Below are 21,492 nucleotides of genomic sequence, written 5' to 3'. Positions count from 1 at the left end.
GCATACCGTGATCTGAATCGCCCTCTAGTCCAACCCCTCGTCAATCCTGAGTACTTACATATGCCTGGCACCTATGTCTCCTGGAAAACCCCGTTCGCCCTGAAAATGCACCGGGTAGCCAAGTTCAAGCAACGCGCTGTGCTTCTGGGGAGTTCAGCGCCCCAGGGTATGCCTGGCGTGGGCAATGGCGCATGTATCGGCTTGGTCTTCGCCTGGCTGCGGCGACGCTTGCAGCAACCGACCGAAGCGCCCAAGGCGCGTGCGGAGCATCTGTGCCAGGAAGACACGCTGTACAAAGTCGATGTCGACTGCAGTTCGTTCAACGGCGGCTACAGGCACGCGGGAAGCAGAGTCGATCGTCTTCTGCGGGCAGCGCCGAACATCTGCGGGATGTCCGGTCGCTCGGCCGTGGAGGCGCAGGGCAAGGACGGGCTGGCGACATTGGTAGCGCATCTGGACGAGACGCTGCCGGGTTACTACATCCTGGAGTTCACCTACGAGGAAGTCCCTGTCTCCCACGGCTGTGCCTTGTATGTGGACGAGAACGGCATGAGTTTCTTCGACCCCAATTCCGGTGAGTATCGCATCGGCCACAGGGGCAAGTTGGCGTTCTTCCAGCAGCTTTATAACCATTACCGCAATTACGTCTCGAGCGAGGGCGTGAAGGCCGAGCGCACCATCGACGCGTTGTTCCTGGTGCAGTTTGGACGGATGTAACGCGCCTCGCGCCTCGCGTTGCGCGCTCAGTAATCAATTCAATGACAATCGATCGAGGTAGCAGATGCCAGTTGTGTCATGGGGGCTTTCTTGGAAAATGAAGTTGGATCGCGCCGCCAAGTTCAAGCAGCGTACGCATGTAGAAAACAATGCGCTCGATCGCGAATCGGGTGTGTGTGCAGGCGCTGCATTGATGTGGCTCAAACAATTACTGGAGCAACCGGCGGAGTCGCCCGAACAGCGCATCGCGTCTATATCGGACAGCGAACGCTGGTTTGAGATGAAGCGCATGCACGGAGAATTCAACACGGTCCGCCATGGCACCTACATGGACCGACTGAGGATTGGCATACCCAACGTTTGCATGCGCCAGACCGGACGCGAAAAGACGGCCACGGGCCGCCAGGGGGTGGAGGAACTGGTGACATTCATCGATGAGACCCAGCCGAGTCATTACGCGATGGACTTCAGCTTTGATGTGCCTGCGGGTATGAATGAAGACGATGTCTCCACGCATACCTGCGCCTTTTATGTCGCCAACAACCGCATGCGTTTCTTCGACCCAAACTTTGGAGAGTTCGAGGTCAACGGGAACATCAAGTCGTTCCTGCTCAAGTTGCATGAGCAGTACCGCACCTACGTCTCTCGCAAAGGGGTGCGAGTCGATCTGGTCATTGCCGAAATGCGTTTGATTCAGGTCGCCAGGTAAAGAGCGCTGCCAGGCCGTTGCAGGCTGCGTATCGAACTGATATCGCGCTTGAGCCCTCGATGCGCATACCCGTGTGTTGGACAGGCGCAATGCCGAGCCGGCTTTTTCCAGCCTCACGGGAATAAAACCCGCCTCCCGCCTGTTGTCCTCACGAACCCCGGCCTTCCTGCATGGCCGGACCTCGTGAGAAGGAAGCGTCGATGTCCTTTACCCAAGCCAACCGCGAAGTCGCCTTGACCTGTGCACTGGGCGCCGATGTGCTGTTGTTCCGGCGCATGGTCGCCAGCGAGGGGCTTTCGAGCCTGAACGAGTACCAGGTCGAGCTCTACAGCGAGCGTCACGACCTCGAGACCGATGAATTGCTGGCAACGCCCATGAGCGTCGCGGTGCAACTGCCCAATGGTGGGCAACGCCATTTCAGCGGCCTGGTCACGCGCTTCACCTACACCGGTGGCCAAGGTCGTTTCGCCACCTACCATGCGGTGGTGCGCCCCTGGCTGTGGCTGCTGACCCGCAGCAGCGACTGTCGGATCTTCCAGCAGCAGAGCGTGCCCGATATCGTCAAGGCGGTGTTCGCGCCCTATACCGTCGCCGATGTCGACAGCTCCGGGCTCAGCGCCAGCTACCCGGTGCTGGAGTATTGCGTGCAGTACCGCGAGACCGATTTCGATTTCGTCAGCCGCCTGCTGGAGCAGGAAGGTATCTACTACTACTTCAGGTGCAGCGCTGGCCGCCACACCTTGGTATTGGCCGACAGCTACGGTGCCCATGCGCCAGTGTCCGGTTATGAGCAACTGCGCTACCGCGGCGGCACACCTGCCGGGGACAGCGACGGCGAGGTGGTTCACGCCTGGAACATGGGCAGCGAGGTCGAGCCCGGCGCCTGGGCGTTGCAGGACTACGATTTCGAGAAGCCCTCGGCGAACCTGCTGGTCAAGTCGACCCAGGCGCGGGACTACGCCCAGTCACGCCATGAACGCTACGACTACCCTGGCCGTTACCGCGAGCGCCAGCGGGGCGAGGCCTTGGCGCGTCGACATCTCGAGGCGCAGCATGCCAGCTACCGGCGTATCGAAGGCGCCACGTGCGCGCGTGGGCTGTTCCCTGGCGCACTGTTCACCTTGGCCGAACACCCGCGCAGCGACCAGAACCTGCAAGTGCTGGTGACGGCTGCCAGCTATCAGGTCTCATCCGACACCTACGAGCCGACCGGCAAGGCGCGTGGGTTGCCGGTGCTCAACTGTCGCTTCAGCGCCGTGCCACGCCAGCAGGAATACCGCCCGCCCTGCGTCACACCGCGACCCCATATGCACGGCCCGCAGACCGCCAAGGTGGTGGGCAAGGCGGGGGAGGAGATCTGGACCGACCAGTACGGCCGCATCAAGGTGCAGTTCCACTGGGACCGCGAAGGTAAGAACGACGAAAACAGCTCCTGCTGGGTGCGCGTTGCCCAGGGCGGCGCGGGCAAGCGTTGGGGCAACCTGTTCCTGCCGCGCATCGGCCAGGAGGTGGTGGTGAGTTTTCTTGACGGCGATCCGGACCGCCCGCTGGTCACCGGCAGTGTCTACAACGCCGAGACCCTACCGCCCTACGCGCTGCCCGAGCACGCCACCCGTTCGACCCTCAAGAGCCATTCCTCCAAGGGCGGTGGCGGCTACAACGAGCTGCGCTTCGAGGACAAGAAGGGCGCCGAGCAGGTGTTCATCCATGCCGAGAAGAATTTCGACCAGCGTATCGAACAGGACGCCCTGGACTGGGTCGGTGGCGACCGCCATACCCGGGTGGCCAATGACCTGCGCGAGCGCATCGGCGGCGATCGCCACCAGCACGTGCTGGGCGACCGCACCGAGAAGGCCGTCGGCAGCGTGTCGCAGGTCGCTGGGCGCGACCTGCAACTGGACGCTGCCCTGAAGGCCAGCCTCAGTGGCGGTAAGGACGTGCACATCAAGGGCGGCATGAACGTGGTGATCGAGGCGGGCGCCAGCATCACCCTCAAGGCGGGCGCCTCGTTCCTGACCATCGGCCCGGCCATCGTCGCCTCGACGATACCGCTGCCGTTGCCCCAGGCCTCGGCCGCCGTCAACGGCCTGGTGCTGGCGTCGCGGCCTGGGCCTGCCGGTACGCCGTTGGAGCCCAAGGAGGCCGACGATGGCAAACAGTGACCCCCGCCACCCCCGCTTCTTGAGGAGCCCCCAATGCCTGTGAAACTGCTGGTCAAGCACTACCGTGGGCAGCCGCCCGCTGCTGAACTGTCCTGCCTGATCGACACGGTCGGCACCCTCGGCCGGGCAGTGGGCAACGACCTGGTACTGGACGACCCCGGCAAGTACATCTCCCGCGCCCACGCTCGCATCGAGCAGCGCCCGGAGGGCTACTACCTGGTCGATATCGGCAGCAACCCTAGCGTGGTCAACGAGCGCTTGCTGGGCCATGGCCGCGAGGCGCTGTTGCAGAGCGCCGATGTGTTGGTGATCGGCGACTACCAGATCGACGTCGCACTGCTCGATGAATCCACCAGCGACCCCGACCAGACCAGTGCCGACGGCACCCAGACCCTGGCCGTGTTCGTGCCGCCCGCGCCGCCCCAGCCGACACCGCTGCCGCCTTCGCAGCCCGTCGAGACGCCACGCAGCAGCGCAGGCTTCAGCCAGCCCCAGGTGCAGACCGATGCCCTTGCAGCTGCGAGCATCCTGCAGGGCGAGGCCTCGTTCGAGCCCTCGACGCCGCTGGCCGACCCCCTTGGCCTGGGCCTGCTTGCGGGCAGTGCGCCGCCTGCACTGTTCGACATGGCGCCAGCGCCGGTCTTCGCGGGCGTGCAGAGCGATCACCTGTCGCCGGAGCAGCATGCCTTGCCGCCTACGCCAGCGCCGCTGCGCGAGGAGTCTGCGCGCATTCCCGAGGACTACGACGCCTTGGCCGATCGCCTCGCCGAGCCCCCACAACCTCAACCTGTAGTGCCCGTAGAAGAGCCGCCAGCCCCTGTAGCCGCGCCGGTATCCAGTGACAGCGCGGTACTCGATGCCTTGCTCGACGGCCTTGGCCTTCCTCAGCTGCGCACCTCGCGCAGCCCGCAGGCCTTGGCCCGGCTGGTTGGGGAAATGCTGCGCGAAGCCACCGGCGGCACCATGGGCGTGCTGATGACCCGTGCCCTGACCAAGCGCGAGAGCCATATCGAAATGACCATGATCGGCGCGCATTCGAACAACCCGCTGAAGTTCTTCCCGGATGCCACCAGCGCCCTGAGCCAGATGCTCAGCACCGATGCACCGGCCTACCTGGCGGGTGTGCCGGCCCTGCGCGCGGCCTTCGATGACCTGCGCGCCCATGAGATGGCGGTGATCGCCGGCATGCGCGAAGCGCTGAGCGAGGTGGTGCAGCGCTTCGAGCCCGAGCGCATTGCCCAGGGCCTGGCAGCGCCCAGTGCGCTGCAACGCCTGCTGCCGTCGACGCGCCAAGCCCAGTTGTGGGCGCGCTTCAGCGAGCGCTACGCCCAGCTGGTGCGCGACGGCGACGAGGACCTGCAACGGATCTTCGTCGAGAAATTCTCCTCGGCCTACCAGCAGCAGGTCAGCCGCCTGCGCGATTTGCCCTGAACCTTTTTCACCTGCCTACGCGAGACCCAATTCATGTCCTGGAACAGCAAAGTCGTCTGGTCGGAAGGCATGCTCTTGCAGCCCCAGCACCTGCAACAGCACGACCGTTTCCTCAACGCCCAGCTGCAAGCCCGCGTCGCGGCCCTGCGCCCCTATGCCTGGGGCTTCTCGCACCTGGAGATCGACGAGCAACACCTGGCGTTCGGCAAGTTGGCGCTCAAGGCCTACAGCGGCGTGCTGCCGGACGGCACGCCGGTGGGCCTGCCGTTCGACGAGATGCCGGCGCCGCTGGAAATTCCCAGTGATGCCCGTGACCTGACCGTGGTGCTGGCCTTGCCCACCGCGCGCCATGGGGTAACCGAGGTGGACGACCGCACCAGCGCCGAGAACTTCGCCCGCCATCGCGCCGTCGAGTACGAGGCCTGGGACAGCAACGGCCTGGACAACAGCGCACTGATGAATGTCGGCAAGCTACGCCTGCGCCTGGCCAACGCCCGCGATGTGGCCGATGCCCACGCCACCCTGGGGGTGGCGCGGGTGCTGGAGCGGCGTGCCGACCAGTCCCTGGTGCTTGACCCGCAGTACTGCCCGCCGGTGCTGCAAGTGTCCGCCGCGCCGCGCCTGGCGCAATTTGTCGAGGAACTGCTGGGGCTGTTGCAGCAACGTGCCGACGCCATGGCCACGCGCCTGGTCCAGCCGGGCGCCAGCGGCGCTGCGGAGATTGCCGACTTCCTGCTGCTGCAACTGCTCAACCGCAGCGAGCCGCTGGTACGCCACCTGGCGGGCATGAGCGGCCTGCACCCCGAGGCGCTGTACCGGGAACTGACCCAGCTGGCAGGAGAGCTGGCCACCTTCACCGACACTGAAAAACGTGCCAGCCGTTACCCGGCGTACCGCCACGATGCCCTGGCCGAAACCTTCGCACCGCTGTTGCTCGACCTGCGCCGCACCTTGGCCACGGTGATCGATGCGCGGGCCATCCAGATACCGCTGGAAGAGCGCCAGTTCGGCATTCGCGTGGCCGTGCTGCCCGAGCGTGCCTTGCTCGGCTCGGCCACCTTCGTGCTGGCGGTGCACGCGCAGATGCCCAGCGAGGCCCTGCGTGCCGGCTTCCCGCCGCAGGTCAAGCTGGGCTCGGTGGAGAAGATCCGCGACATGGTCAACCTGCAATTGCCCGGCATCGGCCTGCGGCCCTTGCCGGTGGCGCCACGGCAGCTGCCGTTCCACGCCGGCTACAGCTACTTCGAGCTCGACCGCAGCAGCGAGTACTGGCAGCAACTGAACCAGTCGGCCGGCTTCGCCCTGCACGTGGCCGGCACGTTCCCGGGGCTGCAGATGCAGTTCTGGGCTATCCGCAACGCCTGATCGACCCCACAGGTACACGACATGAACGACTCCCTGGACCTCGGGCACGACCCGGACCACACCGTGGTGCTGCTGCCCACCCCCGGTGGTCGGCGCGTGGAGGGCGCGCGGGCGGCGCAGGCTGGCGACGCCCCGCCGCAGGCCCCGCTGGTGCGTGGCGAGGGGCTCAACCCGCTGGTGCGCGCCGCCAACCCCTTGCTCGACCTGGTGGTGCCTCTGCGCAGCCTGACCCAGGCCCCGGACATGCAAGCCCTGCGCGAGCGCCTGGTGCAGGCGATCCAGCAGTTCGAGGCGCAGGCCCGCGCCAGCCGGGTCGACCCGCAGACCCTCGCTGCGGCGCGCTATGCGCTGTGCACGCTGATCGACGAAACCATCTCCAGCACACCCTGGGGCGCTGGGGTGTGGAACAGCCGTAGCCTGTTGGTGACTTTCCACAACGAGGCCTGGGGTGGCGAGAAGTACTTCATGATCCTGCAACGCTTGAGCCTGGATGCGCGCACCCACCTCGACGTGCTGGAACTGATGTACCTGTGCTTGGCCCTGGGCCTGGAGGGGCGCTACCGGGTACTTGAGCGCGGCTTCGACCAGCTGGCGGTGCTGCGTGAGCGCCTGCTCGAGATGATCCGCCAGCAACGTGGCGAACGCGAGCAGGACCTTTCGCCACACTGGCGCGGCGAGGCGTCGGCGCCTGCCTCGATGCTGCGCGGGGTGCCCCTGTGGGTGGTGGCGGCGCTGGCCGCCGTGCTGCTGGCGCTGCTGCAACTGACCGGCAACTGGCTGCTCAACCGCACCTCGGACCCGGTGTTCGCGCAGATGGGCGAGGTTCGCCTGGCCTCGCCATTGAAGGTCGCAAGCCCCGCTGGGCCGCCACCGGTGCGGGTATCGGGGTTCCTCGCCGAAGAGATCGCCCAGGGCCTGGTCAGCGTGCGTGAGACCGCCGACCGCTCGGTGATCACTTTGCGCGGCGATGGCGTGTTCGCCTCGGGCAGTGCCGAGGTGTCGAGCAACTTCCAGGGCCTGATGGCACGTATCGGCGAGGCCCTGGCGACCGTGCCGGGCGAGGTCCTGGTGGTCGGCCACACCGACAACCAGCGGCCTTCGCCGACGGCCAGGCTGTCGTCCAACTTCGACCTTTCCAAGGCCCGCGCCAACAGCGTGGCGCGCCTGCTGGGCGAGCGCGCAGGGCCTGCCGCGCGCTACCGCAGCGAAGGGCGCGGCGAAAGCGAGCCGCTGGTGGCCAACGATTCGGCGGCCAACCGCGCACGCAACCGACGCGTGGATATCACCGTGCTTGTTCCTGCCCAACCGCAATGAGAGCCCAGCCATGTCTTTGCTGATTTCCCTGTTCGATGGTCTCAAGCGTGGCCTGCGCTGGTTGGCGCGCTCCTGGCTGCTGTCGCTGCTTGGCGTGCTGTTACTGGCGTTGTTGGTCTGGTACGAGGGGCCGCTGCTGTCGTTCGATGGGCGTGAGCCGCTGGCCTCGGAGCGCGCGCGTGGCTGGGCGATCGCGGTGCTGGTCGTGTTGTGGCTGGGCTACTTCGGCTGGCGCGCGTTCAGTGCCTGGCGGGCCAACCGCTTGCTGATGGCCGGCGTCGCCAACGCGCAGACGCCCGAGCAGCAGGCGGCGGCCCGCCAGTCGCAAGCCGATGTCGCGCAACTGGGCGAGCGCATGCGCCAGGCCATGGCCGTGCTGCGCAAGGCCAGCCCTGGCTGGTCGCTGGGCGGCCAGTACCTGTACCAGTTGCCCTGGTACATGTTCGTTGGCGCGCCCGGCAGCGGCAAGACCACCGCCTTGACCCATTCGGGGTTGCAGTTCCCGCTCAGCGACACCCTGGGCAGCACCGCCATTGGCGGTATTGGCGGCACGCGCCATTGCGACTGGTGGTTCACCGACGAGGCGGTGCTGCTGGACACTGCTGGGCGCTACACTACCCAGGACAGCGAGCACGAGGTGGACAAGGCCGCCTGGGGCGGCTTCCTCGAACTGTTGCGCAAGCACCGCCGACGTAGCCCGGTCAACGGCGTGATCGTCACCCTCAGCGTCAGCGACCTGTTGCAGCAGAACCAGGCCGAGCGCCTGGCCCAGGCCAAGGCCATTCGCGCCCGTATCGATGAATTGCACGAACGCCTGGGCGTACGCTTCCCGGTCTACGTGGTGGTGACCAAGTGCGACCTGCTCGCCGGTTTCGCCGAGTTCTTCGAGCATTTTGGCCGCGAGGAGCGCGGGCAGGTGTGGGGCATGACCTTCCCGCTGCAACAGGAGGGGCAGGCGGATGTGGCGCTGGCGCGCTTCCCCGCTGAGTTCGATGCGCTGGAGCACCAGTTGCAGGCCCGCGTGCTCGACCGCATGCAGCAGGAACGTGACTTGTCGCGGCGTGCGCTGCTGTATGGCTTTCCGCAGCAGTTCGCGAGTATCCGCGAGGTGCTCGGGGGCTTTCTTGGTACGGTGTTCGAGCCCAACCGCTACCAGGCACCGACCCTGGTACGGGGTGTGTACTTCACCAGCGGCACCCAGGAGGGCAGCCCGATCGACCGCGTGCTGGCCTCGCTGGCCGCCTCGTTCGGCCTGGGGCGCCGGGTACTGCCCAGTGGCTATGCCAGCGGACGCAGCTATTTCATCACCCGCCTGCTGCGCGAGGTGATCTTCAAGGAAGCCGGCCTTGCCGGGGTCAACCTCAGGCATGAGCAGCGGCGGCGCCAATGGCGGCGCGCGGGGCGTGTGCTGATTGCGATCGCAGCACTGCTGGTGGTAGTGGGCATGGGCATCAGCTACCAGCGCAACCTGGCGCTGGTCGAGCGTTCGTCGCAGCGCACCGCCGAGGTGGCGCAACTGGCCAAGGCACTGCCGCGTGAAGGCAGCGTGCTGTCGACCCTGGCGTTGCTCGATGCGGCCCGGGCATTGCCCGCAGGCTTCGCCGAGCGTGGCGACAGCGTGCCGTTGCTCGAACGCTTCGGGCTGTACCAGGGCGACAAGCTGGGTAGCGGCGCGGTCACCTTGTACCGCCGCCTGCTGCGCAGCACCTTGCTGCCGCATATCGTCGGCAACCTGGAAAGCGCCTTGCGCCGTGGCGATGCCAGCAACCAGGATTTTCTCTTCGAAACCCTGCGGGCCTACCTGATGCTCGGCCAGCGCGAGTTCTTCGACGCAGCCTCGGTGCAGGCCTGGGTCGATGTCGACTGGCGTCGTGAGCTGCCGCAGGCCAGCGAAGCGCAGCGCCAGGCGCTGTGGGCGCATGTCGCGGCCTTGCTCGAGGACGAAAGCCTGGAGCCGGTGCAGCTGGATGAGCAACTGGTGGCCAAGACCCGCCTGACCCTGGCCAGCATGTCGTTGCCCCAGCGTATCTATAACCGCCTCAAGCGCCAGGTGGCGCAACAAGGGCTGGCTGAAACCAGCGTCAATGGCGAAGCCCGGCGCGATGTCTCGTCGCTGCTGGTGCGTCGCAGTGGCGCGCCGCTGTCGCGCGGGGTGAGTGGTGTCTACAGCGTGGCGGGTTACCGCGCGTTGCTGGCAAAAAGCGAGCGCGCGGTGCTCGAGATGGCCAAGGAGGGCTGGATTCTCGATCGTCAGGAGGCGCAGGTCAGCCAGGGCGACAGCGCGGGCATGGCCGCGGCCGTGCTGGAGCTGTACTACGCCGACTACATCCGCCAGTGGGAGGCGTACCTGGAGGACGTGCAGCTGGTGCCATTGACCAGCTTGGGCCAGGCCGCCCAAGTGAGCAATGCCCTGGCGGCCGCCGACTCGCCGCTGCGTGCGTTCCTGCAAGCGGCCGCGCGCGAAACCACCTTGCAAGACAGCGCAGCGCAAACCCCGGGTAACCCGGTCGAGCAGCAGTTGCGCGAGCGCCTCGACAGCGCGCGCAAGCGCCTGCAAGGTGCCTTGGGCGACACGCCCCCCTCGGTGTCCGCCGAGCCTGCGGCCAACCCGGTGGACCAGCACTTCGCGGCGCTGCACGCGTTGGTCGGACGTGAAGCGCTGGCGCCGCTGGATGCCACCCTGGCCTTGCTCAAGGACGCGGCGCAGTTCTTCGACGGCGCCGAGGCCGCCCGCCGTGGCGGCCTGCCGGCGCCGAGCGGGGACGTGCTCGGGCGCATCAAGCGCGCAGCCGACGAGCAACCGGCGCCACTGGCGGCGATCTTCAAGGACATCGAGGGCAGCGGCAGCGCCTTGACCCTGGGCAACGAGCGCGAGCGCCTGAACGCCTTGTGGCAGGCCAGTGGCGCGCCCTTCTGCCAGGCGGCCATCGCCGGGCGCTACCCGTTGTCGCGCGGTGCCAGCCGCGACATCACCGCCGATGACTTCGGCAAGTTCTTCGGCCCAGGCGGCTTGATGGACGCGTTCTTCAGCCAGCACCTGGCACCCTACGTGGACATGAGCGCCAGCCGCTGGCGCTGGCGCGACACCGGCGGTGCGGCGCTGAACATCCCCCAGGGCGTGCTCGACCAGTTCCAGCGTGGCGCCCGCCTGCGCGAAATGTTCTTCGCCAGCGGCGCGCGCCAGCCTTCGCTGCGCTTCGACCTAAAGCCGCTCAGCGCCGACCCGGCGCTGGGCAGCGTGACCCTGGACATCGCCGGCCAGCCGGTGGTGTTCGAGCCAGGTGCCAACCCAGGCTTCACGCCAATTGTGCTGCCCAGCGGCAAGGGCAGCGACCTGGTACAGTTGCAAGCCGGCCAGGGCCTGCGTAGCGACGGCCCGTGGGCCTGGCTGCGCTTGCTCGACCAGGGCCAGCTCAGCGCCGAGGGCGAGCGTTTCGTGCTCAGCTTCAGCGTCGGCGGGCGCAAGGTGAGCTATGCCTTGCAGGCCAGCAGCGTGATCAACCCCTTCCGCCGCGATACCTTCGAGCAGTTCAGCTGCCCGACCCGTTTGTAAGGTGCACAGGATGGAACAGCAAGACTCGCGCACCGGCTTTTTCGGCAAGCTGGTGAGCCATGGTGATTTTCTCAGTCGCCGCCTGTCGCCAAGCTTCGTGCGTGGCTGGGATGAGTGGTTGCAGGCGGGCCTGCGCGCCAGCCAGCAACGCCTGGGCCAGGGCTGGCAGCAGGCCTACCGGTGCAGCCCGATCTGGCATTTCGCGTTGTCCGCCGGGGTGTGCGGCGAGCCGGCCTGGGCCGGGGTGATGATGCCCAGCGTGGACCGGGTAGGGCGCTACTTTCCCTTGACCTTGGCCTACGGCGGCCCCGATGTGCCGGTGCTGGAGCGCCTGCGCCACGATGGCCGCTGGTACGCCGAGCTTGAGCGCCTGGCGCTGTCTTCGTTGCAGGAGGGGTTTGCGCTGGCGCCGTTCGACCAGGCGCTGAGCCGCGTTCCAGAGCCTTCGCGCCATGCCGTAGGCGATTGCGCGCCGGCCTGGGGCCAGCCTGCGGCCGCGCCGATGTGGCTGGAACTGGCGGGGCAGGAGGGGCTGGAGCAGGCGATGAGGCAATGGTGCGACATGCTCGAAGGCTTCGCTGGCCAGCGCTCGCTGGCCGGGCATGCGCTGTTCTGGACCGAAGGCTCGGCGCAACTGCCGCCAACCTTGGCGGTGAGCCAGGGCTTGCCGAGCACACAGCAGTTCATCGAGATGCTCGGCGCCTGAACGCGCGGTTTCAGTCGTACTGGACCAGCACCACAGTGGCGTTGTCGCGCCCGCCATAGTCGGCTGCCAGCTGGATCAACTGCTGGCTGGTGGCTTCCAGATTGTGGCGGCACACTCCCTGCAGCAGGCGGGCGATTTCATGGTGCGGCACGCAGCCATGGATGCCGTCGCTGCACAGCATCAGCACGTCCTGCGCACGTACCGGCTGCACGCGGATTTCCGGTTCCACCCGTGGCGACGGCCCGATGGCCTGCAAAAGCACGTTGCGCGCCGGCAGGCGGTCGAAATGGCCAGCGTCCAGGGCCTGTTGGTACCAGGTCTGGTCATGGCTCAACTGTTCCAGGGCGCCGTTGCGGTAGCGATAAAGGCGGCTGTCGCCGACGTGGAAGGCCAGCAACGGGCCGTCGGCATGGGGACGCCAGATACCGGTCAGGGTAGTGCCCATGCCGCTGCCCTCGCTCATGCGTCGGGCACTGTTGTGGGTGTACAGGTGGGCATTGACTGCCTCCAGGGTGTCGTGCAGCACGCCTAGCGCCTGCATCGACGGCGCCTGGCAGGTGGCGTCGGGGTCGTTCGAGGCGTGCTCGATATGGGGCATCTGCCCGGCCAGCCCATCGCGCAGGGCTTGCAGGGCCATGGCGCTGGCCTGCGCCCCAGCCTCGTGGCCGCCCATGCCATCGGCCACGGCCAGCAGTTCGAGCTGGCCGTCGAGCAGGAAGTGGTCTTCGTTGTGCTGGCGCACCGGGCCGGTGTCGCTGTGGCCGAAGGCGAGGGCGCCGCGCAGCGGGCAGGGGGCCGTGGCCTTGTGGTTCTGCGGTTGGCTCATGAGGGCTCACTTGGCTGCAGGAAAGCGCTGCGTTGCGCGGCATCGTCGATATGCTCGGCCAGGGTGTGCAGGAAGGCCTGGCGCGAGGTGCTGGTGGGTAACGCGCGGCGTACGACGATGCGGGCGATGGGGCCGATGGCATAGGTCAGCCGGGTTTCGCAGGCCTGTACGAAGGCCTCGTCCAGGGCCTGGGTGTCGGCCAGGCTGGCCTCGGCGAGGGTGCCGGGCTGTGTGGTCGGCAACGTGGTTTGCGAGGTTTCCAGCAAAGCCTCGGTGGCGGCGCTGAACTGCGCCCGACCACGTTCGGAAGGAATGTGCGGCAGCAGCGCGCTGCGCAGGCTGGCGAAGTCGTCGGCCTGGGCCAGGCTGCGCTTGACCAGCAGGCGTGCCAACGGGCCGATCTGCTGCGACAGCAGTGACTCGAGCTGCGGCCTGACCTGGCGTTTCCACGGCGTGAGGGTGTCGAACGCCTCGCTGCTGGCACTCGCTGCGCGGCCTTGGCTGGGCAGCTCGGCCTGGCTGAACGAGGCCGGCAGCATCAGCCGCGTACAGTCGTCGTCCAGCTCCACGCTGGCCAGTGTCTGTGGCCCGGACAGCGCTTCGAGGGCGACGAGGAACGCCCGGGCCGAGGCGAAGCGCTCGTCCGGGCGCTTGGCCAGGGCCTGGCCGATCAGTAGGTCGAATTGCGGATCCAGGGTTGGGTTCAGGCTCGACGGCGGCACCGGCGACTGGTTGAGGATCTGCTGCATGACCATGGTCGCCGAGCCTGAGAACGGCCGTTCGCCAGTGAGCAACTGGTACAGCACGATGCCCGCCGAGAACACGTCCGAGCGGCCATCGACCAACTCGCCGCAGAACTGCTCCGGCGACATGTAGCTGGGCGTGCCGATCATCGAGCCGGTCTGGGTCAGCACCGAGGTGTCGAGGCGGGCGATGCCGAAGTCGGTGACCTTGACCTGGTCGTCGCTGGTGATGATCAGGTTGGCCGGCTTGACGTCGCGGTGGATCACCCCTTTGGCATGGGCATAGTGCAGCGCCTCGAGCAACTGGCGCATCCAGCCGATGACCTGGGCCAGCCGGCGTGGCTGCTGGTTTTGCAGGCGGGTGTTGAGGGCAATGCCGTCGACGAATTCCATGGCGATGTAGGCGACGCCGTCGTCTTCGCCGTAGTCGTAGACCGCGACGATGTTCGGGTGGCTCAGGCGCCCGGCGGCCTGGGCCTCGTTCTGGAAGCGGCTGACCATTTGCTGCTGCTGGCTGTCGCCGAGCAGTTCCTTGCGGATCGTCTTGAGCGCCACGACCCGCGCGATGTGCGGGTCGAAAGCCTTGTACACGGTGCCCATGGCGCCTTTGCCGAGCACACTGTCGATGCGGTACTTGCCGACGCGTTCGAGCATGATGGCTTCCTGTCAGGCTTCGAGCATTTTCATGGCGCTGACCAGGCTGGTGCGCATGCGTGCGAACGACTGGCCCAGGCGCGCCAGTTCGTCATGCCCATCAAGGTCCATGTCCGGCACGTCGTCCTCGCCGAGGCTGACCCGATTGGCGATGTCGGTCATGGTCTTCAGGCGCCGGGTGACGAACAGGTGGACCATGATGTTCAGCGCGCAGAACAGGAACACGAACACCCCCAGCAGCGAGAGCATGAAGGTGTGCAGCAGTTCGCTGGCCCGTTGCAATGGCACCGCCAGCGGCACCGAGACCAGGCGCGCACCGATGATCTCGTCAAGCTTCCAGCCAAAGCCATTGTGCGGCCCGTAGAGGTCGACCACAGTCTTGGGCGCAGTCTCTGGCGAGGTATGGCAGGCCAGGCAGGCCGGGTCGGTGATCTGGATCGGCTGGGCGACGAACAGCGCCGGGCCGCTGCCGTCGCTGCGCTCGCCGATCAGTTCCTTGGTCTGGGGTTGGTCGCGCAGTTGGTTGACCACCTCGGTTTCCCAGCCGGTGGCCTTGTTGCGTGGGTTGGTGGGGTTCAGCGTGGCTTCCTTGTAGAGGAAGTCCGGGTAGGCCTTGAGCAGTTGCTGCAACTGCTCGGTAGCGGCGAACGAGGGGATCGATTGCGGCAGGAACTCGAACTTCAGGCGGTTCTCCAGCAGCGGCACGATCTGTTCGGAGGTATAGCGGCTGCTGGCCGCTGCCGTACCCATGAGCATGCGGGCCTGGTCCAGGGACTGCTCGCGTGCGCTGTTTTGCAGCAGGGAGTTGGCGAACAGGCTGCTGGCGATGAAGCCGACGACGAAGACGACCAGGAACACGACGTTGAATTTGATGGCCAGTGACGATTTCATGGGGGCTTTTCCTTCGGTGGGCTCAGCGCGTCGCGCCCTTGCGCTCGAAGCGGTACAGCTCGGCTTCCCAGGGCAGCGTGCCGCCGAAGCGCTGCACGATGGCCTGGCGGAAGGCGGGGTCGGACAGGCGCGGCGAGAAGCGCAGGGCCAGGGCGCGGCTGTCGAGCTTCACGGGGCCGAGCAGCAGCGGCGAGACGTCGGCGAAGCTCACCTCGCGGACCTTGTCCAAGGGGTCGCCGGCGCCCTTGCCGGTGGCCACGGCGGGCAAGGGGTCGAAGAACGCTGCGGGCATCGCGCGGATGAACTCGCTGCTGGGGCGGCCAATGGCGGCAGGCGCAGCCTGGCCTTTGAACTGGGCGTATTCCTCACGCGTCAGTTCGGTCTTGCGGTTGTCGTGACGTGCCTCGAGCACACTGACCTTGCCGTCCTCGACGAATACCTCGGTGCCGCTGGCATCGGCGTGGATCACACCAGCGGCCTGGCTGGCATCGAGTTCCAGGCCTGCGGTGCTCAGTAGCAGGCGGCTGGGTCGAGCGCCCTTGAGCGGTTGCAGCTTGAGCCAGCCTTCGAGCAGGGCGATGCGGGTGGCGTTGCCTTTGCGCTCCAGGTAGATGCGTGTACCGGGCCCCAAGGCAACGCGGGTGCCGGCCAGTTGGTCGAGCAGCACGCCTGCGCTGCCTGAGGCGAGGTAGTCGCTGCCTTGCAGGCGGGTACCGGCAGCGGCGTCGTAGAGGGTGGTCGCGCGTATCAACCGAGCCGGTTGCTCGGCCACGGTGATCACCCCAGTACCTGGAGCGGCGAGCAGTGGCGGGACGTTGAGTACGCCCACCAGCAGAACAAGTAGCGAAATTCTGTTCACGGTCTGGCCATCGTATGCAGGTGACGGGCAGTTCAAAGCCCTTTGGTGACCGCAGGGTAACCACCTCAAGGCGTTCTGGAACGTCAATTTTCTCTATGTATTTCAATGGGATGGATTGAACGAAATCATGGAATAAAAGCGTGGCTTGGGGTGTTCTCGTGATAAGCGCGCAGTGATTGCGCCAATGAATAGGTGCGTACGTGGGGGCCGCAACAGTGATCGTTCATGCTGTTTAATTGGAATTGCCTTGGCAGGCGTTAAGGGCTTTATTAATGTATTTATTCCAGTGATGTAACAGATCATGTCTTCATTGCGCGAATAGCAAACTCCCGTCGCCAGGTACTATTGTCTTTTGTTAATAGTCGACATCACCTTGATTAATTAAAATATTTCAAGACCCCGGGGCTAGAATTGACCCCGATGAAGCATTGCTGTGGCCAGGGCCCTGATGTTTAAGCGGTTTCCTGGCTGCGCTCCACTTCATCACCCTTTGGTTTTTTAGCCGCCTGCTTGCAGGCGGCTTTTTTTTGTGTGCGCGATGTAGTTAATCGCCATTGCCTTGTGCGAATAATTCAAACCCCGTGCATGGGTAACTTTCAGCGGCCTGAAAACAACGATGCCGGTGACATCACTGTCACCGGCATCGTTGTTCAGCGCGGCTGTCGATTGGCGATCAGGCCAGCACCTCGCGGGTCTTGCTGGCGGCCTGGGTGTGCCGCAGGGTCGGCAACAGGAAGGCGATGGCCAGCAGGCAGGCGCCGATCAGCAGCACGAAGCCGCCGTCCCAGCCGAAGTGGTCGACGGTGTAGCCCATGGCCGCGCTGGCAGCGACCGAGCCACCCAGGTAGCCGAACAGGCCGGTGAACCCGGCGGCGGTACCGGCGGCTTTCTTCGGCGCCAGCTCCAGCGCCTGCAGGCCGATCAGCATGACTGGGCCGTAGATCAGGAAGCCGATGGAGAACAGCGCGATCATGTCGACGGTCGGGTTGCCCGGTGGGTTGAGCCAGTACACCAGGGTGGCGACGGTGACCAGGGCCATGAACACCACGCCGGTCAGGCCACGGTTGCCACGGAAGATCTTGTCCGACATCCAGCCGCACAGCAGGGTGCCGGGGATGCCCGCCCATTCGTAGAAGAAGTACGCCCAGGAGGTGGTGTCGACGCTGAAGTGCTTGGCTTCCTTCAGGTAGGTGGGCGCCCAGTCGAGCACGCCGTAGCGCAGCAGGTAGACGAAAACGTTTGCCAGGGCGATATACCACAGCATTTTGTTGCGCAGTACGTACTGCACGAAGATCTGCTTGGCCGAGAACTCCTTCTCGTGGCTTTCGTCGTAGCCTTCCGGGTAGTCGTTCTTGTACTGCTCGATCGGCGGCAGGCCCACCGACTGCGGGGTGTCGCGCATCGTGGCGAAGGCGAACATGGCCACCGCCACGGCCACGGCGGCGGGTACGTAGAAGGCGGCATGCCAGTCGTTGGTCCAGCCCAGGCCCAGCAGGAACAGCGGGCCGATCAGGCCGCCGCCGACGTTGTGCGCCACGTTCCACACCGACACCACGCCGCCGCGTTCTTTCTGCGACCACCAGTGCACCATGGTCCGCCCGCTCGGCGGCCAACCCATGCCCTGGGCCCAGCCGTTGATGAACAGCAATACGAACATGATGGTCACGCTGGACGTGGCCCAATGTGCGAAACCGAACACGAACATCACCGCTGCCGACACCAGCAGGCCGAAGGGCAGGAAGTAGCGTGGGTTGGAGCGGTCCGAGACCAGGCCCATGAGAAACTTCGACAGGCCGTAGGCAATGGCGATGGCGGACATGGCCACGCCCAGTTGCCCGCGGGTGTAGCCTTCTTCCTCGATCAGGTAGGGCATGGCCAGGGAGAAGTTCTTGCGCAGCAGGTAGTAGCCGGCGTAGCCAATGAAGATACCGGCGAAGATTTGCCAGCGCAGGCGGCGGTAGGTGCTGTCGACACGCTCCTCGGGCAGGGGCGCGCGGTGTGCGGCAGGGCGGAAGAAGGCAAGCATGGAGTGAAGCTCCGACGTTGTTGTAGGTATGCGAAAGCGAATATTACATTTTCATTACAGAAAAAATATCGCTTTTTGTCGGAGTGGGTGTTGTTTATCGAACTTTGGGGGTGGTTTTTCTGGCCTATTCGCGGGCAAGCCCGCTCCTACAGGGTCAGTGCAATCCTGTAGGAGCGGGCTTGTCGGGACGCCGAACCGCCGCGAACACCGGCGCAGCCGGTGCCATTCAGCTTCAACGGTTTGGCGTTACCCGCCAAATGGTATTGGCCAGGTCATCGGCAATCAGCAGCGCACCTTTCGGGTCGACTGTGACCCCCACCGGGCGCCCTCGGGTCTTGCCGTCTTCACCCCGGAAACCGGTGGCGAAATCGACCGGCTCGCCCGCCGGGCGACCATCGCGGAACGGCACGAAGATCACCTTGTAGCCCACCGGGTTGGGACGGTTCCAACTGCCGTGCTCACCCACGAACACGCCGTCGGCGAAGCGCTCGCCCATCGACGCTTCTGAGAAGTCCACGCCCAGCGCCGCCACGTGCGAACCCAGGCTGTAGTCCGGGGTGATGGCGCTGGCCACCTTTTCCGGGTTCTGCGGCTGGGCGCGGGTGTCGACGTTCTTGCCCCAGTAGCTCCAGGGCCAGCCGTAGAAGCCGCCTTCGCGCACCGAGGTGAGGTAGTCCGGCACCAGGTCCGGCCCCAGTTCGTCACGCTCGTTGACCACCGTCCACAACTGCCCGCTGCCTGGCTGGATAGTCAGCGCCGTAGGGTTGCGGATGCCGGTGGCGTAGGGCTTGTGGGCGCCGCTCTGGGCATCGATCTGCCAGATCATCGCGCGGTCGATTTCCACTTCCATGCCGCGCTCGGTGACGTTGCTGTTGGAGCCGATGCCCACGTACAGGTAGCGACCGTCGGCGCTGATGGTCATGGCCTTGGTCCAGTGGTGGTTGATCGCCGAGGGCAGGTCGGCGAGCTTGCTCGGCGCGCCATTGGCCTTGGTCTGGCCATCCTGGTAGTCGAACACCACCAGCGCATCCTGGTTGGCCACGTACAGCTTGCCGGCGTTGTAGGCCAGGCCGTAGGGCGCGTTGAGGTTCTCGGCGAACACCGTTTTGAGCTCGTAGGTGCCATCGCCGTCGGCATCGCGCAGCAAGGTCAGGCGGTTGCCGCCCTTGACCTGGGTGTTGCCCTTGGCCTTGATCTGGCTGGCGATCACATCCTTGGGCTTGAGCTTGGCGGCATTGCCGCCACGGCCCTCGGCGACCAGGATGTCACCGTTGGGCAGCACCAGCATCTGCCGCGGAATGCGCAGGTCGGTGGCGATGGCGGTGATGCTGTAGCCCTCCGGCACGCGGGGTTTTTCCTGGCCCCATTCGGCGGGCTCGGCGATCTTCATGCTCGGCAGCAGGCCGCGTTCGGGGGCGGGCAGCTTCGGGTCCGGCCCGCGTGACTGGGTGGCGTCGCCTTCGCCGCCGCAGGCGCCGAGCAGCAGGGTCAGACCGAGCAGGGGCAGGGTATGGAGGGCCTTCATGCCGTCACCTCCGAGCGCAGGTTGGTCAGGCCGACCCAGGTCGCCACACAGGCCAGCACGGTGACCAGCACCGACAGCACCAGGCCGACCGGCATCACCGCCCAGGCGTCCTTGGCGTGCTCCAGGGCGTTGTACATGCCCAGCACCCAGGTTGCCAGCAACAGCAGGAAATACAGGGTAGGGCGCCCGGAACGGTGTTGTGCCCGCACCAGGTTGCCCAGCGCGAACAGCAGTGCCAGGCCGCAGAACAGCAGGCCACCGGCGATCAGCCAGGCGGCGAAGTTGGCCCATTGGATCTGGTAGCTCTGGTAATAGGCGATGTCGCTGAGCAGGGCTCCGAGGAACAGCGGCACGCTACCGGCGAGCAGGGTCGCGTGCAGCGGCCCCGGTGTGCAGCGGTAGGTGGGGTGGACGGTCGTGGTCATGGCGGCTTCCTTTCATTCGGCAATGAGAGACCCGCCTGCAAGCGGGCCGCGCCTAGGAAAGGATCGTCGTAGGGCGTGAATAGTTCAGCCCGATCAGTTTTGCGCCAGCATCAGGCAGCCATCGCGCCCCAGGTGATAGCGCTTGAGGTCTTCGGCCAGGGTCAGGTTGCCCCGGTAGAGCGCCTGGGCTTCCTGGCGCACATCCTCGATCGATGGCGTGAGCCGTGGGTCGGCCTGGTAGCGCGCGCTGAAGTGGGTCAGCACCAGGTTCGCCACGCCCGCTACCTCGGCGAAGCGCGCCACCGCTGCGGCGGTGCTGTGGCCGTAGCTGTTGCCGCTGCGTGCCAGCACCGGCTCGGTGAAGGTCGCCTCGTGCACCAGCACGTTCGCGCCCCGTGCGGCATCGGCCAGCAGCCCGGGGTCGTCGTTGTCGCCGCACACCACGATCCGCCGGGCTGGCCGCGAGGCCCGTAGGTACTCGCTGGGCTCTAGCAGGCGCCCGTCGTGGCGCACGGCGCGGCCATGGGCCAGTTCGCCCCACAGCGGCCCACGGGGAATGCCGTCGGCCGTAAGGCGTGGGGTGTCCAGGCGCGGCTCGGGGTTGCGCTCGGTGAACACGAAGGCGCGGCTGGGCACTCGGTGCGACAGGGCCACGGTGTCTACGCTGAGCGTGTCGTCGTGCCAGCCTTGCAGGGTTTCCACGGCATGCAGGCGCAGCGCGAACGGCAGGTGGCTATGGCTGACTGAAAGACCCAGGCGCACCCAGTCGTGCAGGGCGGCAGGCAGGATCATGTCCAAGGGCTGGGTGCGCCCGGACATCCCGGCGCTGGCCAGCAGGCCCGGCAGGCCGAAGCAGTGGTCGCCGTGCACGTGGGTGATGAACACTGCGCGCAGGTCGCGCACCGACAGCGGCGTGCGCAGCAGTTGGTGCTGGGTGCCTTCGCCGCAATCGACCAGGTACCAACCGCTGCCGTTCGCCTCGATCACGGCGGTGGCGCTGACGTTGCGGGCCTTGGTGGGGACGCCGGCGGAGGTGCCCAGGAACAGCAGGTCCATGAAGAGAATTCCTTGCAGGTTTATCGGGGTAGTGTACGGCGTCAGCGGGGCGTTGCCAGGCGCAGGCACAGGGGTAGCCAGAGGGCCCAGAGCGGCGCCAGCAGCAGCGCGGTGGCCAGGTTGCCCAAGGGCAGGCCGACACCGGCCAACGGTGCGCCGGCCAGGTACGCCGCTGGCCCGCCGAACAGCCCCAGCAAGACGCCACGCCAGGCCGGCTGGCGCGCCCAGACCAGGCTATGGCGCATGCCGCTGGCCAGCACCAGCCACAGCAGCGCAAGCCACATCGGCAGGGGCTGCTGGTCGAAGTCGAATACGCCCAGTGCGCCAAGGCTGGCATCCAGCAGGCTGCCCGCCACCCCAACGCGCAGCAGCACGCCCAGCTCCTCACGTCGGCCAGAAACCAGCCCCAGGTGCAGCGCCAGCCCGGCCAGCACCGCCAGCAACAGCCACGGGTGGTGCGGACCGAGCACGCACGCCCACCAGCCGGCCTGTAGCCACAGCGCATTGCCCAGCAACCAGGCCCGGCTCAT

The 21,492-nt window shown here is 66.3% G+C and carries 16 protein-coding genes and 1 pseudogene; 8 read left to right on the top strand and 9 right to left on the bottom strand.

All coding sequences use genetic code 11. The annotated features are described in order from the left end of the window. Positions 1 to 60: 60 nt before the first annotated feature. The 8 genes from ACQKPE_RS03545 to tagF all read left to right on the top strand — a co-directional run bounded on the left by ACQKPE_RS03545 (position 61) and on the right by tagF (position 11,957). A complete protein-coding gene (locus ACQKPE_RS03545; RefSeq protein WP_427663386.1) occupies positions 61 to 717 on the top strand; it encodes a YopT-type cysteine protease domain-containing protein in 657 nt (218 codons plus the stop codon). A 103-nt stretch (positions 718 to 820) separates the two neighbouring features. Continuing rightward, on the top strand, positions 821 to 1,426 hold the full coding sequence (locus ACQKPE_RS03540) for a YopT-type cysteine protease domain-containing protein (RefSeq protein ID WP_427663385.1): 606 nt from the start codon (positions 821 to 823) through the stop codon (positions 1,424 to 1,426). A 200-nt stretch (positions 1,427 to 1,626) separates the two neighbouring features. Then, positions 1,627 to 3,588 carry a type VI secretion system Vgr family protein gene (locus tag ACQKPE_RS03535; protein ID WP_427663384.1) on the top strand — a complete coding sequence of 654 codons (1,962 nt, stop codon included), beginning with the start codon at positions 1,627 to 1,629 and terminating at the stop codon, positions 3,586 to 3,588. Between the two features lie 33 nt (positions 3,589 to 3,621). After that, entirely contained in the window at positions 3,622 to 5,019 is a 1,398-nt protein-coding gene (gene tagH, locus ACQKPE_RS03530; protein WP_427663383.1) for a type VI secretion system-associated FHA domain protein TagH, read from the top strand. Between the two features lie 33 nt (positions 5,020 to 5,052). Next, a complete protein-coding gene (gene tssK, locus ACQKPE_RS03525) occupies positions 5,053 to 6,384 on the top strand; it encodes a type VI secretion system baseplate subunit TssK (RefSeq protein ID WP_427663382.1) in 1,332 nt (443 codons plus the stop codon). Positions 6,385 to 6,405: 21 nt separating this feature from the next. Beyond that, positions 6,406 to 7,698, top strand: a complete 1,293-nt coding sequence (icmH, locus tag ACQKPE_RS03520) for a type IVB secretion system protein IcmH/DotU (protein ID WP_427663381.1) — start codon at positions 6,406 to 6,408, stop codon at positions 7,696 to 7,698. A 10-nt stretch (positions 7,699 to 7,708) separates the two neighbouring features. Then, the gene (tssM, locus tag ACQKPE_RS03515) at positions 7,709 to 11,251 is read left to right on the top strand and encodes a type VI secretion system membrane subunit TssM (protein ID WP_427663380.1); all 3,543 of its coding nucleotides are present in this window, start codon (positions 7,709 to 7,711) and stop codon (positions 11,249 to 11,251) included. Between the two features lie 10 nt (positions 11,252 to 11,261). Next, on the top strand, positions 11,262 to 11,957 hold the full coding sequence (tagF, locus tag ACQKPE_RS03510; protein ID WP_427663379.1) for a type VI secretion system-associated protein TagF: 696 nt from the start codon (positions 11,262 to 11,264) through the stop codon (positions 11,955 to 11,957). A gap of 10 nt (positions 11,958 to 11,967) precedes the next feature. On the opposite strand, the gene ACQKPE_RS03505 is transcribed toward tagF, so the two are convergent. From ACQKPE_RS03505 to ACQKPE_RS03465, 9 genes and pseudogenes are all read right to left on the bottom strand, one after another. Continuing rightward, complete coding sequence (locus ACQKPE_RS03505) at positions 11,968 to 12,783, bottom strand: PP2C family protein-serine/threonine phosphatase (RefSeq protein WP_427663378.1); 816 nt, start codon at positions 12,781 to 12,783, stop codon at positions 11,968 to 11,970. Next, entirely contained in the window at positions 12,780 to 14,180 is a 1,401-nt protein-coding gene (locus tag ACQKPE_RS03500; protein ID WP_427663377.1) for a serine/threonine-protein kinase, read from the bottom strand. Before ACQKPE_RS03500 ends, ACQKPE_RS03505 begins: the two co-directional genes overlap by 4 nt. Before the next feature lie 12 nt (positions 14,181 to 14,192). Next, a complete protein-coding gene (locus ACQKPE_RS03495) occupies positions 14,193 to 15,071 on the bottom strand; it encodes a c-type heme family protein (RefSeq protein ID WP_427663376.1) in 879 nt (292 codons plus the stop codon). Positions 15,072 to 15,093: 22 nt separating this feature from the next. Beyond that, on the bottom strand, positions 15,094 to 15,930 hold the full coding sequence (locus tag ACQKPE_RS03490) for a hypothetical protein (RefSeq protein ID WP_427663375.1): 837 nt from the start codon (positions 15,928 to 15,930) through the stop codon (positions 15,094 to 15,096). Between the two features lie 650 nt (positions 15,931 to 16,580). Continuing rightward, a pseudogene (gene glpT / locus ACQKPE_RS03485) lies at positions 16,581 to 17,956 on the bottom strand (glycerol-3-phosphate transporter). 232 nt (positions 17,957 to 18,188) lie between these two features. Then, entirely contained in the window at positions 18,189 to 19,481 is a 1,293-nt protein-coding gene (locus ACQKPE_RS03480; RefSeq protein ID WP_427663374.1) for a PQQ-dependent sugar dehydrogenase, read from the bottom strand. Beyond that, on the bottom strand, positions 19,478 to 19,906 hold the full coding sequence (locus tag ACQKPE_RS03475; protein ID WP_427663373.1) for a DUF2231 domain-containing protein: 429 nt from the start codon (positions 19,904 to 19,906) through the stop codon (positions 19,478 to 19,480). Before ACQKPE_RS03475 ends, ACQKPE_RS03480 begins: the two co-directional genes overlap by 4 nt. Positions 19,907 to 19,999: 93 nt before the next feature. After that, positions 20,000 to 20,962 (bottom strand): MBL fold metallo-hydrolase, encoded by a 963-nt coding sequence (locus ACQKPE_RS03470; RefSeq protein ID WP_427663372.1) that lies wholly within the window; start codon positions 20,960 to 20,962, stop codon positions 20,000 to 20,002. A gap of 41 nt (positions 20,963 to 21,003) precedes the next feature. After that, positions 21,004 to 21,492: a DUF2878 domain-containing protein gene (locus ACQKPE_RS03465; RefSeq protein ID WP_427663371.1), complete on the bottom strand. Its 489-nt coding sequence runs from the start codon at positions 21,490 to 21,492 to the stop codon at positions 21,004 to 21,006.

Source organism: Pseudomonas sp. NPDC089554, from assembly GCF_050280645.1.
In the GTDB taxonomy this organism is placed as follows: domain Bacteria; phylum Pseudomonadota; class Gammaproteobacteria; order Pseudomonadales; family Pseudomonadaceae; genus Aquipseudomonas.
This window is presented reverse-complemented; position numbering and strand designations above follow the sequence as displayed.